We start from the raw sequence: 13,810 nt of genomic DNA, 5'->3' as shown, positions 1-13,810 counted from the left end.
GACCTGAACGACGGCGCAAGTGAGGACAGGGCAGACATGAACGCAACAAGCGTGGAGCGCGGGACCGCATTGCGTGGTTTCGCCCTGACAGCGGCCCTGCTTTCCGGACTGATGCTTGCCGGCTGCCAGACATCGGGGCCGGCCGGTGAATTCAACAACATCGACAAGGCGCAAGGGTCGAGCGAGAATATCTCCTCGCTGTCGGCGGTCATCCAGCGCAATCCCCAGGATCCGGAAGGCTATAATGTCCGCGGCTCGGCCTATGGCCGCGGCGGCCAGTATCAGGCGGCGCTCAAGGATTTCAACCAGGCCATCCAGCTCAATCCGAATTTCTACCAGGCCTATTCGAACCGGGCCCTCATCCAGCGTTTCCTCGGCAACCAGGAAGCAGCCCTTGCCGACTACAATCGCTCGATCCAGATCAACGGCAATTATGACGCCGCCTATATCGGCCGCGGCAATCTCTACCGTAAGGCGGGCCGCACCCAGGATGCGTTCAACGACTTCCAGAAGGCGATCCAGCTCGACACGACGGACGCCCGCGCCTATCACAATCGCGGCCTGATCTATCAGAGCCAGGGCCAGCACAAATTCGCCATTGAGGATTTCTCGACCGCTATCTCGCTGGCCCCCGACGCCGCCGAACCCTACAACGGCCGTGGCCTCTCCTATCTGGCGACCGGCGACGAGGATAACGCCTTCTCCGATTTCAACATGGCCATCAAGCTCGACGGCCAGAACGCCGAGGCCTGGGCCAACCAGGCGCTGATCTACGAACGGCGCGGCGACAAGGCAAAGGCGGCGAAGGCCTATCGCGAGGCTGTGCGCCTCAACCCCAGCTACCAGCCGGCCAAGGACGGCCTCGCCCGCGTCAGCTGACGTCGGCTCATCAGGCCCACGGCAAGGTGCGCACTGCATCGTGCGTATCCGAAAGGACACGCGGCGTTGAAGATCGCCGCCAATCCGGCAACCCTGTATTAACCCCCGCGACAAGCCGTTAACCCTCGCCTTGTTCGCGCCAAGTTTTCGGCGGAACGGTCGCGGCGCTCGAGACGTTACTGAAGACTGATTGCGAAAGGACCCTCCCATGATCAAGAAACTCGTCTGCGCTGCCGCCCTTGCAACGACAATGTTCGCTGCCGCCCCGGCCAGCGCCGGCAGGTTGCAGCTCGGCACGCTGGACTGCACCATCGATGGCGGCACCGGCTATCTCGTGACCTCCAACAAGGGCGTGTCCTGTGTGTTCCGGCCCTATCATCACGGGCCGTCTGAAATTTACACCGGCGTCATCTCGAAGCTCGGCGTCGATCTCGGCAAGACGCACCAGGGCCAGTTGGTCTGGGCGGTGTTTGCCGCGACCCGCGACCGTGACGCGGGCGACCTTGCCGGCAGCTACTACGGCGTCAACGCCGAGGCGAGCGTCGTCACCGGTGGCGGCGCCAACTTGCTGGTCGGTGGCTTCGAGAGCGCCTTCATGCTGGAGCCACTCAGCGTCCAGGCGCAGACCGGCGTCAACCTGGCGGTCGCCGTCACCTCGCTGGAGCTGATCCACTCGCTCAAGTGATTGCAGGGAGCCACGCGCTCCCACGACCCTCACCCTGCGGCGCGGAACCAGATAGTATGGTTCCGCGCCGTTTGATTTTGAGGGGACCGCCATGTTCAGGACAGCCATCGCCGCTGCCGCGACCACGATCATGCTTGCGGGCGCTGCACGAGCGCAGGACCAGGGTATCGAACTCGGTGCGCTTGAATGCGCCATATCGGGCGGCACCGGCTTCATCTTCGGCTCGAGCAAGGATTTGAGCTGCACCTTCACCCCGGCCGACAAGAGCTTCGCGCCGGAAGCCTATTTCGGCGCCGTCAACAAATACGGACTCGATATCGGCACGACCAAGCAGGCGGTGATGCGCTGGCTGGTGCTGACGCCGCTGAAGAACATCTACGCGCCGGGTGCATTGGCGGGCGACTATATCGGCGCCAGCGCCGAAGTGACCGCCGCCGTCGGCGCCGGCGCCAATCTCCTGGTCGGCGGCTCCTCGCAGGCCTTTACCCTGCAGCCGCTCAGCCTGCAGACGCAGACCGGCATCAATCTCGCCATCGGCGTCAGCCAATTCCAGTTGCGCAGCACCGAGAATTGACTGGGCCATGAGGGCGGCTTCCGCAGCGATTCGTCATCCACGGGCGGAGCTAGGAGCGTAGCGACGCGGCGCAGACCCGAGGATCCATGCCGGGGCTCCGAAGCGCTGCAGCGGTCCAGGACCCAGCACCGCTGCACCCCTCAGCTAGGTCGCGGCATGGATCCTCGGGTCTTCGCGACGCCGCTACGCGGCTGCTCCGCCCGTGGATGGCGAAATTGAGAGGCTTCGCGAACGTCTGCAAAAAAGCCGCTTGAACTCAACCATACTTGAGGTTCTAGAAGCCTGCCCTTGGGTAGGCAGCGCCTGGTACGGCGCTGTCGATCCTTATGGTCCTGCCGGAAGCCCGCACTGGCCTCTGGCGCCATGCGCTACAAGCGAGATAGGCAAAGGCAGGGGTGAACATGACTGAAATCACCAGCAACAAGGTCGACTGGCGCGCATTGTGGGCAAGCGGCGATCTCGCCCGCTTCTGCTTCATCAGCCTCGGCATCCTGCTGCACGCCACCAATGAGACGATGGTGGCGACGGTCATGCCGGCCATGGTCGGCGAACTGGCCGGCGTACAGCTCGTCGGCTGGTCCCTGGCGATCTACGAACTCGGCGCCATCGTCGCCGGTGCCGCCGCCGGACGCCTGGTGAGTTATGTTCCGCTGCGCACCAACATGGTGGTCGCGGCCCTGCTTTATGCCGCCGGGGCGCTGATCTGCGCCACCTCGCCCTCGATGCAATTGTTCCTTGCCGGCCGCTTGATCGAGGGCCTCGGCGGCGGCGCGCTGGTGTCGCTGGCCTTCGTCTCCGTGGAGCGGCTGTTTTCGCGTGCCATCTGGCCGCAGCTTTTCGGCATCATGTCGGCTATCTGGGGCGTCGCCGCGTTCAGCGGCCCGTTGCTCGGCGCTGTTATGACCGAATTGCTGTCCTGGCGCTGGGCCTTCGGCGTCTTCACACTCGGCGGCACCGCCATGGCGCTGGCAAGCTTCCTCGTACTCAACACGCCGGAGGCGAAGAAACCCAGCACGAGTGCCGGCAAGGCGCCGCCCTTCCCTTTCGTGGCGCTTGGTTGTCTTGCCGTCGCCGTGGTGCTGGTCGCCTCGGCCGGCGTCGACATCGCCCTGTTGCGTTCCTCGCTGCTGATCGTGCTGGGCCTGACGGGCCTCGCGCTGTTTTTCTACGTAGACGCGCTGAAGCCGCGCTCCAGGCTGTTCCCGGCGCGGCTGTTCTCCTGGCGCACGCCGGTCGGCGCCGGCATGACGATGGTGGCCGCCTTTTCCATCGCGACCTGCTCCTTCGGCGTCTACGGGCCGCTGCTCTTGACCAGCCTGCACGACATTCCGCTGCTGACCACCGGCTACATCATCGCCGCCGAATCGATCGCCTGGTCGATCCTGTCGATCCTCGTCGCCAACGCGCCGCCGCGGCGCGAAAGGCTGATCATTGTCTGCGGCGCGCTGATGATCGCGGCGGGCATCGCCGGCTTCGCCTACACGATACCGCTGGGCTCGATCCCGCTGATCCTGGTCTGCGCCCTGCTGCAGGGCGGCGGCTTCGGCATTGCCTGGCCGTTCCTGACCCGCGTCATCGTCGCCTCCGCACCGGACGACGAGCAGACCATCGCCTCGGCGGCGGTGCCGACCATGCAGCGCATCGGCTATGCCGTGGGCGCCGCTATTGCCGGCATCGTCGCCAATGCCAGCGGCTTTTCGCAAGGCCTGAATCACGACGCGGCGGCCAATGTCGCGAGCTGGCTGTTCCTTGCCTTCGTGCCGTTCGGCATTCTGGGCTGTCTCGCCGCCTTGCGGATATCGGCGGCGGCAAATCGGCCTCTGGAGGCGATCGGCTGACGCAGGTTTATCGGACAGGCTATTTCACTCGACACGCAGGCGATAGCCGACACCGGTCTCGGTGGTGATGTAGCGCGGCTGGTCGGGGGTTTTTTCGATCTTCTGCCTGAGCTGGCGGACATAGACCCTGAGGTACTGCACGTCTGTCGAGTCGTCCCAGATCTGCTTCAGGATGAAGTGGTGGGTCAGCACCTTGCCGGCATGCTGCACCAGGATGCGCAGTATGTCGTACTCTTTCGGCGAGAGCTTTACCTCCCTGTCCTCGACCTTTACGACGCGCTTGACCAGATCGACGCTGAGGTCACCGCTCTGGAATATCGGCTTCTCACCCTGTTGCTGGAACTTGTGGCGCAGCGCCACCCGGATGCGTGCCACCAGTTCGTTCATGCCGAACGGCTTGGTGACATAGTCGTCGGCGCCGAGTTCGAGCGCGCTGACGATGCCGGCCTCGTCGGTACGGCTGGAGAGGATGACGACGGGAACGTCGACGCCCTCCTCCCGCCATTTGCGCAGGAGTTCATGGCCCCCCATGCCGGGCAGGCCGAGATCGAGCAGCACGAGATCCGGCGTCTCCTGTTCCATCAGCTCGATCGCCGCCTTGGCGTTCGGCGCCTCGCTGACCGCGTAACCCTGGCTGCCAAGGCCGACCCGCAGCAGCTTGCGGATCGGCGGCTCGTCGTCGACGACCAGTATCCTGACATTCGAATTGGTCATCGAGGCTGATCCATGCCGGGCTCGTCGCCGCGGTTGCCGATATCGCGCGCTTGCGCCGGCACCGGCATCCTGATGGTGAAGGCGCCGCCGGGGCGGTCGGTCCGGTTGGTGGCCGCGATCGTGCCGCCCATCGCCTCGACGAAGCCACGGCAGATCGACAGGCCGAGCCCGGTGCCGGCGCGCACCTGATCGCCCTTGCGCACCCGGTAGAAGGTATCGAAGACGCGTTCCAGGTCCTGCGCCGGAATGCCCGGTCCCTCGTCCATGATCCGCACGATGACGGAGCCATTGTCCGCCCAGGCCTGGACGCGGATCGTCGAGCCGGGCGGCGAATATTTCGAGGCATTGTCGAGAAGGTTGAACAGGACCTGTTCGAACAGCACGGGATCGAGCCGCAGCATCGGCAAGTTGGGCGGAATATCGACCTCGATCTTGTGCTCGCTGGTGATCTTGCGGGCACGGTCGAGCGCCGTGCCGACGATATCGCCGACATAATGGAGGGCGTAGTTCGGCTCCATCGCCCCGGATTCGATCTTGGTCATGTCGAGCAGGTTGGCGATGAAGCGGTTCAGCCGCTCCGATTCGTCGATCACGGTCGACAGGAGCTCGGCCCTGTCCTGCTCGGGGAGGTCGGGCGCGAATTCCTTGAGCGTGCCGGCCGCGCCCATGATGGCGGCGAGCGGCGTTTTCAGGTCATGCGAAATCGAGGTCAGCAGCGCCGAGCGCAGCCGGTCGGCTTCGGCCGCGAGCTTGGCGCGGTCGACATCGGCGACGAGCTGGATGCGTTCGATCGCCACCGCCGCCTGATCGGCCAGCGCGTCGAGCAGCCGCTGCTGCTCGGGCGTCAGAAGCGGGCCCTGCTTGTCATTGTCGAGGCCGACCACGCCGATTGCGGTGCGTCCCGTGCGCAAGGGAAGATAGAGGCGCTTGGCGCCAGGAAGCGTGTCGGCGCCGCGTCCGGCGGCACGGTTGTGCTCCCAGGCCCAGCGTGCGGCGGCAATGTCGGCCTCGGCCAGCGTGTCGTCGGGCGGATAGCCTGCCTTGACGGTGATCGTGCCGTCTTCCGGCAGCAGCAGCACCACGCGCAGCTTCAGCATCGAGGCGATCTGGAAGGCGGTGGCCCAGAGCACGTCGTCGAGCGTGCCGGCGCCCGCGAGCTTCTTGGAGAACAGATAGATGTCCTCGGTTGCCCGCGCCCGCGAGCGGGCGGCGGCGGCCTGACGCTGCACGCGCGCCGTCAGGTTGCTGGCGATGACGGCAACGGCGACGAAGACGGCAATCGCGACGATGCTCTCGGGATCGCGGATCGTCAGCGTGTAGCGTGGCTTGAGGAAAAAATAGTTGAAGGCAAGGACACTGAGGAAACAGGCGTAAAGCGCCGGCCAGAGACCACCAGCCACCGCCGACGTCAGCACGGAGAGCAGGAAGACGATCGCCAGATTGCGAACGTCGAGGAACTGGTCGAGAACGGTGCTGACGGCCAATGATCCGGCAACGTAAGCCGTGGCGAGCAAATACGGCTTGGCCTGGAAATGCCTTTCCTCGGCTGCCGCGTTCACTCTCCTGGAAGACGTTTCGGTGTCCCGCTCCGTTCCGGAGATGACATGGACGCTGATGTCGCCGGCATTGCGGATCAGATCATAGGTGAGCGACCCTTCGATCAGTTCGCGCCAGCGCGACCGGGTCGGCCTGCCGACCACGATGTGGGTGAAATTGTTGGCCGTCGCATGGCGAACGATGTCCTGCGCGACGCTCTGGCCCGGGATGGTCGTCACCTCGGCACCGAGCTGCTCGGCGAGGCGCAGCAGTGTGGCGAGCCTGTCCTTGTCGTCCTCGGACATGCCGGCGGAGCGAGGCGTGTCGACATGAAGCGCCGTCCATGGCGCACGAAGCCTGTCGGCCAGCCTGCGTGCGTAGCGAATGCGGGCTGCCCCGCCCGGACGGGCATCGACGCAGACAAGAACCCGCTCCCCCGCCGCCCACGGACCCTGGATGGCGTGGGACTGCATGTGGTTGAGCAGTTGCTCGTCGACGCGCTGGGCGGTTCGGCGCAGCGCCAGTTCCCGCAACGCCGTCAAATTGCCGGGCGAAAAATAGTTCTCGACGGCGCGCTGCGCGGTGTTGGGGAAATAGACCTTGCCCTCCTCCAGCCGCTTGATCAGGTCGTCGGGCGTCAGATCGATGATCTCGACATCATCCGCCTGGTCGATGATGGAGTCTGGAACCGTCTCGCGCACCCTGACCCGGGTAATCTGGGCGACGACATCGTTCAGGCTTTCGACATGTTGGATGTTCAGCGTCGTATAGACGTCTATGCCCCGCGCCAGGATTTCCTGGACATCGAGATAGCGCTTGGGGTGGCGGCTGCCGGGCGCGTTGGTGTGGGCGAGTTCGTCGACCAGGACCAGCGCCGGACGCCGGGCAAGGATGGCATCGATATCCATCTCGTCGAGGACGCGCCCCTTGTAGTCGACCCTGCGGCGGGCAATGACTTCAAACCCCTCGACCAGGGCCTGTGTTTCCTTGCGGCCATGCGTCTCGACCACGCCGATCACCACGTCGGCACCGTCGGCCACCCTGGCACGACCCGACATCAGCATCTCGTAAGTCTTGCCGACACCAGGTGCCGCGCCCAGGAATATGCGCAGACGGCCGCGCCCTTCCCGCTCGGCATGCTCTAGCAGCGCGTCGGGAGATGGTCTGTTTTCGACGTAGCTTCTGTCGTCCGGCATCGGGTCCGATCATGAATGGCGCCGGGGACCGTGTCGATCCCTGGCGCCGGACATCACCTACTTCGCGGCATCCAGCGCCAGGTTGAGGGCCAGCACATTAACCGCCGGCTCGCCGAGCACGCCCAATTCCCGGTCCTCCACCTGGCCGTCGACGAGCGCCTTGACCTTGGCCTCGTCGATGCGCCTTGCCTTGGCCACGCGCGGAACCTGGAAATAAGCGGCCTCGGGACTGATCTGCGGATCAAGGCCGCTGCCGGACGTCGTCACCAGGTCAATCGGAACCGGCTGGTGCGGGTTCTCAGACTTCAGCTTTTCCGCATCGCCCTTGATGCGCTCGATCAGCTTCGGGTTGGTTGGGCCGAGGTTGGAGCCGCCGGAGGCGCTGGCATCGTAGCCGTTGCCGGCGGCCGACGGCCGTCCGTGGAAATACGTGTCGCTGGCGAAGGCCTGGCCGATCAGTTCGGAGCCAATCACCTTGCCGTCCCTCTCGATCAGGCTGCCATTGGCCTGGCGCGGGAACAGCGCCTGGGCGATGCCGGTCATCCCGATGGGATAGACGAGCCCGGTCAGCACGGTGAAGAAAACGATCATGATGATCGCGGGTCTGATCTGCTTGAGCATCGGAATGATCCTTATGCAAGGCCAAGGGCCGTGACGGCCATGTCGATTATCTTGATGCCGACGAACGGCACGACGATACCGCCGAGACCGTAGACGAGAAGGTTGCGGCTGAGCAACGCACCCGCGCCGATCGCCCGGTACTTCACGCCGCGCAGCGACAGCGGGATCAGGGCGATGATGATCAGCGCGTTGAAGATGATGGCCGACAGGATGGCGCTCTGCGGTGTCGCCAGATGCATGATGTTGAGCGCTTGCAGCGGACCTGTGGTCTGGCCGGGCGCGACGTAGAAGACGGCGAACATGGCCGGGATGATGGCGAAATACTTGGCCACGTCATTGGCGATCGAGAAGGTGGTCAGCGAGCCGCGCGTCATCAACAGCGCCTTGCCGATTTCGACGATCTCGATAAGCTTGGTCGGATCGCTGTCGAGGTCGACCATATTGCCGGCCTCGCGAGCAGCGACCGTGCCGGTGTTCATGGCGACGCCGACATCGGCTTGCGCAAGGGCTGGCGCATCGTTGGTGCCGTCGCCGCACATGGCGACCAGTTTGCCCTTGGCCTGCTCGTCGCGGATCAGCTTCAGCTTGTCCCCCGGTGTCGCCTGGGCAAGGAAGTCGTCGACGCCGGCTTCGGCCGCGATGGCGGCTGCCGTCATCGGGTTGTCGCCGGTGATCATGACCGTGCGGATGCCCATCTTGCGCAGCTCGGCGAAACGCTCGCGGATGCCGCCTTTGACGATGTCCTTGAGGTGCACGATACCCAGCAGGCGCCCGTCCCGCTCGACCGCCAGCGGCGTGCCGCCGGATTTCGCGACGTCGTCGGCGATCGCCTGCAAATCCCTGATCGTGTCGCTGTTCGGGCGCGTCGCGCGGCTGGCCGATGTCGTCTGGCTGACATGGGCGAGCACGGAATCGACCGCGCCTTTGCGTACCGACGAACCGTCGATGTCGACGCCGCTCATGCGGGTCTGCGCGGTGAAGGGCACGAAAGCAGCATGCAATGTCGCCATGTCGCGGGCACGGATGGCATACTTTTCCTTGGCCAGCACCACGATCGAGCGGCCTTCCGGCGTCTCGTCGGCGAGCGAGGCAAGCTGTGCCGCGTCCGCCAGTTCCTGCTCGCTGACGCCCTTGACCGGGCGGAATTCCGTCGCCTGGCGGTTGCCGAGCGTGATGGTGCCGGTCTTGTCGAGGAGCAGCGTGTCGACGTCGCCGGCGGCTTCAACGGCGCGACCCGACATGGCCAGCACATTGAAGCGCACCAGCCGGTCCATGCCGGCAATGCCGATGGCCGACAGCAGCGCGCCGATCGTGGTCGGGATGAGCGTCACGAACAGCGCGACGAGCACGGTCACCGAAATATAGCCACCCGAGTAGTGGGCAAAGCTCGGGATGGTCGCTGTGGCCAGCACGAAGATCAGCGTCATGCCGACGAGCAGGATGTTGAGCGCGATCTCGTTGGGCGTCTTCTGGCGCTCGGCGCCTTCGACCAGCGAGATCATGCGGTCGAGGAATGTGTGGCCCGCGGCGGCGGTGATGCGCACGCGGATCCAGTCCGACAGCACCTGCGTGCCGCCGGTGACGGCCGATCGGTCGCCGCCGGATTCGCGGATCACCGGCGCGGATTCGCCCGTTATCGCCGCCTCGTTGACTGAGGCGACGCCCTCCACCACCTCGCCATCGGACGGGATGATGTCGCCGGTTTCGACGAGAACGATATCGCCGACCTTCAGGCTGGTGCCGGGTACCAGCCTGAACCTGGTGCGGTCCTCGCCCGTCAAAAGCTTGGCCTGGGTTTCGGTGCGAGCCTTGCGCAGCGAATCCGCCTGCGCCTTGCCGCGCCCTTCGGCGACGGCTTCGGCGAAATTGGCGAACAGCACCGTGAACCACAGCCAGATGATGATCTGCAGCGTGAACAGCAAATCACCGCCGCCGGTGACGAGGTCCTTGACGAACAGCACCGATGTCAGCGCCGAGACGACGGCGACGACGAACATCACCGGGTTGCGGGCCAGCGTGCGCGGATCGAGTTTGCGGAAGGCGCCGCCGATGGCGGGCCACAGGATGCCGCCATCCATGATGCTGGCTGACTTTGACTGACTCATTTTGAAGCTCCGGCTTCAGTGTTGGTGTGCGGCGGCGACTGGTCGGATGCCGAAAAAAGATGAGGAAGCCCGTAGGCCAGCAGCCAAAGCGCGATCATGGCGGCGGCAAGCCCAAGAAACGTCGACATGGTCGGGAAGGGAGGCGGCAGCCCCTCCTTCCCCGGATCGGCCCGATGCCTGATATTGCGGCGCTTGTTGCTGAACCAGGACATGTCTGCCTCAGAATGTCTGTCCATGGATCATCGCCAGGTGCTCGACGACAGGTCCGACGGCGAGCGCCGGGAAGAAGGTCAGGCCGCCGACGATGACGATGACGCCGACCAGCAGCCCGACGAACAGCGGACCGTCGGTCGGGAAGGTGCCGGCTGAGGCGGGGACGGTCTTCTTCGCCGCCAGCGCGCCGGCGATGGCAAGCGCCGGGATGATGACCAGGAAGCGGCCCATCAGCATGCCGATGCCGAGCGTGATGTTGTACCAGGGCGTGTTGCCGCTGAGGCCGCCGAAAGCCGAACCGTTGTTGGCCGCCGCCGAGGTGTAGGCGTAGAGAATCTCGGAGAAGCCGTGCGGCCCGCCATTGGCGATCGACGCCACCGCGCTCGGCAGCACCACCGCGATCGCCGTGAAGATCAGCATCGCCAGCGGCAGGCACAGGATCGCCAGCATCGCCATCTTGACCTCCTTCGCCTCGATCTTTTTGCCGAGATATTCGGGCGTGCGGCCGACCATCAGGCCGGCAACGAAGACGGCGATCAGGATGAACATCAGCATGCCGTAGAAGCCGGCGCCGACGCCGCCGACGATGACCTCGCCGAGTTGCATGTTGATGAGCGGAACCATGCCGCCGAGCGCGGTGAAGCTATCGTGCATGGCGTTGACCGCGCCGCAGGAAGCGGCCGTCGTGATGACGGCGAACAAAGCCGAGAGCGCGATGCCGAAGCGGGTCTCCTTGCCTTCCATGTTGCCGCCGTCGATGCCCAGCGCATGCACCAGCGGATTGCCCGCGGCTTCCGCCCAGTAGCAGACGGCGACGCCAACGATGAACAGCACGCCCATTGAGGCGAGGATCGCCCAGCCCTGGCGCTGATTGCCGACCATGCGGCCGAAGACGTTGGTCAATGCGGCGCCGACGACGAAGATCGACAGCATCTGGATCAGGTTGGAGATGGCGTCGGGATTCTCGAAGGGATGTGCCGCGTTGGCATTGAAGAAACCGCCGCCATTGGTGCCGAGCATCTTGATGGCGACCTGCGAGGCGACCGGCCCCAGCGCGATGGTCTGCTTGGCGCCCTCAAGCCTCGTGGCGTCGACGTAAGGCCCCAGCGTCTGCGGCATGCCGAGCCAGACATAGACCAGGGTGAGCACGACGCAGAGCGGCAAGAGCACATAAAGTGTGGCGCGCGTCATATCGACCCAGAAATTGCCGATGGATTTGCCCGACGCCCGGGCGAAGCCGCGGATCAGCGCGATTGCAATGGCGATGCCGGTGGCGGCCGAAACGAAATTCTGGACCGTCAGCCCGGCCATCTGCACGAGATAGGACATCGTGCTTTCGCCGCCGTAGTTCTGCCAGTTGGTGTTGGTCATGAAGCTGGCGGCGGTGTTGAAGGCGAGCGCTGGGTCGACCGCGCTCATGCCGACCGGATTGTAGGGCAGACTGCCTTGCAGGCGTTGCAGGACATAGAGCACCAGGAAGCCCGCCAGGTTGAACAGCAGGAGAGCCACCGCATAGGTGGTCCAGTGCTGCTCCTCGCGCTCGCTGGTTCCGCAAATGCGGTAGAGCCCGCGCTCAAGCGGGCCGAGGATCGGTGAAAGCGGCGTGCGATCACCATTGAAGACGCGGTGCATGTAGAAGCCAAGCGGCTTCACCAGCAAAACAAGGATCCCGCAATAGAGGAGGATCTGTATCCATCCGTTCAGTGTCATGGCTGTGGCTTTCCCTGCCTTCAGAAGCGTTCTGGACGAATGAGGGCGTATGTCAGATAGGCGAGCAGGAACAAGGTCACGCCACCGCCGAGGATGTAATCGACAAGCATGGTTCGATCCTTCAGCCTAAATCCTGTCGCAAACTTTGACGTAGACGATGGACAGACCGAAGAACAAAGCCCCGACCCCAAGAACAATGGTGTCCATTCTGTTTTCCTTGCTTCCAATTTTTTACTGGTCTCCTGCCAAAGACAGGGGGCAATACTGTGAGACGGCGCGCCGCACTAGGCGGCGTCGACGGCTTTGCTCGACGTGAATATGGACCCGATCGCCATAAAGGTTCGAGACGGGGCGGATGGGAAAGAAATAGGAATTCTATAAAGGTTTCCGGCGCGGCTCGCCGTCGAAGAGCAGCTTGTCGACGCGGATTGCCGGGAAGGATATGCCGCCGCGCTTTGCGGCCTTGCTGGGAACGCTCTACCGCGGCTCCCGCGTCAGGCTGAGATAGGTCGGATCGAACTCGGCGATTTCCTGGAGCCTGTGCCAATCCAGGATGGTCACCGTGTGATTTGCCCAAGTGACGACGCCGACTTTGCGCAAGGCGCCGATGACGCGGTTCATGTGTACGACGGAAAGACCGAGCACATCGGCCAGCTCGGCCTGTGAGAGCGGCAGGTGAAAGCTCATGCCGTTGGTGCGCTGCACCACCTGCAGCCGTACGAAAAGCTCACAGAGGAGATGGGCCAGGTGTGAGGTCTTGGAGCGGCGGCCCATCGCCACGATCCACTCGCGATGGATGGCGCCGTCGACCAGCGTGTCCAGCCACAGCAGCCGCGTCAGATGCGGCGCTTCCTCGGTGATGGCACGAAGCCGGCTGTGATCGGCGAACATGACATGGCAGGGCGACATGGCAACGATGCCGTGATCCATCGTCTTCAGGAGGAAGGCGTGGAGATCGACGAAATCGCCAGGTACCTGCAGCGAGGTGAACTGCCGGCCGCCGTTCTCGAGCACCTTGTAGCGCGCCGCCAAACCGTCGAGGATCAGGGTCGAATAGGTGGGCCGCGCGCCCGATGCGACGATATCCTGCCCGACCGCGAAATGCCGCTCGAAAGTCATGGCCTCAGCCAGCAGCGCCTTTTCGGCATCGGAAAGCGCGTCGTGCTGGGCGAGATTCAGATACAGGGATTCCAGCACCGCTATCTCCAGCGAAAGGGCTCAGAGCCGATCGCCAACTGTCGAAGCAAGGGGCGGCTACCGAAGCACTAGGTCGTCGGGCGCCGGCGGGCATTAACATTTGTTAGAAGGCGCTTATTCGCCAACGAAGATCATCTCTGATGGAACAACGGCTTAGCCCGCGAATTGTCGCTCAAGTCTCTTTTGGAAATTTCATCAGCTCGGGATCCGGCCGCATCATGCCCAGATACTTTCTCGACCTTTACAATGGCGATGGCCTGACGGTGGATGACCATGGTCAGGTGTTCGACTCGCGCGAGCGTCTGCGGCGCGAGGCAATCCTTATCCTGCCCGACATCATTCGCGACGAGATGATCGAAAACGACCGAACGGCCATCACCGTGAAGGTGCGCGACGAGAGCGGGCGCCATGTCTTCGAAGCATCGCTCGTCATCTCATCGAGTTGGTGCGATTGACCGCGGCCTGGTCTGCGGACCCTCCGCAAGATGGAACGGAAAAGCCGGGCTCGGAGGGCCAAGCCGGGCTTTCGGGGGAGCGGCCGT

The 13,810-nt window shown here is 64.2% G+C and carries 13 protein-coding genes; 5 read left to right on the top strand and 8 right to left on the bottom strand.

Annotated features, from left to right (window positions below; genetic code table 11):
* Window positions 1-36: 36 nt before the first annotated feature.
* The 4 genes from FJ543_RS11735 to FJ543_RS11720 all read left to right on the top strand — a co-directional run bounded on the left by FJ543_RS11735 (window position 37) and on the right by FJ543_RS11720 (window position 3,976).
* Complete coding sequence (locus FJ543_RS11735) at window positions 37-879, top strand: tetratricopeptide repeat protein (RefSeq protein WP_015315775.1); 843 nt, start codon at window positions 37-39, stop codon at window positions 877-879.
* 208 nt (window positions 880-1,087) lie between these two features.
* Window positions 1,088-1,564 carry a DUF992 domain-containing protein gene (locus FJ543_RS11730; protein WP_140721248.1) on the top strand — a complete coding sequence of 159 codons (477 nt, stop codon included), beginning with the start codon at window positions 1,088-1,090 and terminating at the stop codon, window positions 1,562-1,564.
* A gap of 91 nt (window positions 1,565-1,655) precedes the next feature.
* Window positions 1,656-2,138 carry a DUF992 domain-containing protein gene (locus tag FJ543_RS11725; protein ID WP_015315773.1) on the top strand — a complete coding sequence of 161 codons (483 nt, stop codon included), beginning with the start codon at window positions 1,656-1,658 and terminating at the stop codon, window positions 2,136-2,138.
* A gap of 401 nt (window positions 2,139-2,539) precedes the next feature.
* On the top strand, window positions 2,540-3,976 hold the full coding sequence (locus FJ543_RS11720; RefSeq protein ID WP_140875149.1) for an MFS transporter: 1,437 nt from the start codon (window positions 2,540-2,542) through the stop codon (window positions 3,974-3,976).
* Window positions 3,977-4,000: 24 nt separating this feature from the next.
* Here FJ543_RS11720 and FJ543_RS11715 read toward each other — a convergent pair whose 3' ends face one another.
* The 8 genes from FJ543_RS11715 to FJ543_RS11680 form a co-directional block, all read right to left on the bottom strand.
* A complete protein-coding gene (locus FJ543_RS11715; protein ID WP_140713324.1) occupies window positions 4,001-4,690 on the bottom strand; it encodes a response regulator transcription factor in 690 nt (229 codons plus the stop codon).
* Window positions 4,687-7,422: a sensor histidine kinase KdpD gene (locus FJ543_RS11710; protein WP_140875148.1), complete on the bottom strand. Its 2,736-nt coding sequence runs from the start codon at window positions 7,420-7,422 to the stop codon at window positions 4,687-4,689. Before FJ543_RS11710 ends, FJ543_RS11715 begins: the two co-directional genes overlap by 4 nt.
* A 57-nt stretch (window positions 7,423-7,479) precedes the next feature.
* Window positions 7,480-8,043 carry a potassium-transporting ATPase subunit KdpC gene (gene kdpC / locus FJ543_RS11705; RefSeq protein ID WP_140875146.1) on the bottom strand — a complete coding sequence of 188 codons (564 nt, stop codon included), beginning with the start codon at window positions 8,041-8,043 and terminating at the stop codon, window positions 7,480-7,482.
* A gap of 11 nt (window positions 8,044-8,054) precedes the next feature.
* The gene (gene kdpB / locus FJ543_RS11700) at window positions 8,055-10,148 is read right to left on the bottom strand and encodes a potassium-transporting ATPase subunit KdpB (RefSeq protein ID WP_140875144.1); all 2,094 of its coding nucleotides are present in this window, start codon (window positions 10,146-10,148) and stop codon (window positions 8,055-8,057) included.
* Entirely contained in the window at window positions 10,145-10,360 is a 216-nt protein-coding gene (locus tag FJ543_RS11695; protein ID WP_015315767.1) for a hypothetical protein, read from the bottom strand. The genes kdpB and FJ543_RS11695 overlap by 4 nt, the downstream gene beginning before the upstream one ends.
* A gap of 7 nt (window positions 10,361-10,367) precedes the next feature.
* Window positions 10,368-12,071, bottom strand: a complete 1,704-nt coding sequence (gene kdpA / locus FJ543_RS11690; RefSeq protein ID WP_140875143.1) for a potassium-transporting ATPase subunit KdpA — start codon at window positions 12,069-12,071, stop codon at window positions 10,368-10,370.
* Between the two features lie 20 nt (window positions 12,072-12,091).
* Entirely contained in the window at window positions 12,092-12,181 is a 90-nt protein-coding gene (gene kdpF, locus FJ543_RS11685) for a K(+)-transporting ATPase subunit F (RefSeq protein WP_015315765.1), read from the bottom strand.
* A gap of 367 nt (window positions 12,182-12,548) precedes the next feature.
* On the bottom strand, window positions 12,549-13,268 hold the full coding sequence (locus FJ543_RS11680) for a Crp/Fnr family transcriptional regulator (RefSeq protein ID WP_140875141.1): 720 nt from the start codon (window positions 13,266-13,268) through the stop codon (window positions 12,549-12,551).
* Window positions 13,269-13,486: 218 nt separating this feature from the next.
* On the opposite strand from FJ543_RS11680, the gene FJ543_RS11675 reads away from it, so the two are divergent.
* Complete coding sequence (locus tag FJ543_RS11675) at window positions 13,487-13,723, top strand: hypothetical protein (protein WP_140721227.1); 237 nt, start codon at window positions 13,487-13,489, stop codon at window positions 13,721-13,723.
* Window positions 13,724-13,810 lie beyond the last annotated feature (87 nt).

The organism is Mesorhizobium sp. B2-5-7 (assembly GCF_006440875.1).
Classification (GTDB): Bacteria; Pseudomonadota; Alphaproteobacteria; order Rhizobiales; family Rhizobiaceae; genus Mesorhizobium; species Mesorhizobium australicum.
This window is presented reverse-complemented; position numbering and strand designations above follow the sequence as displayed.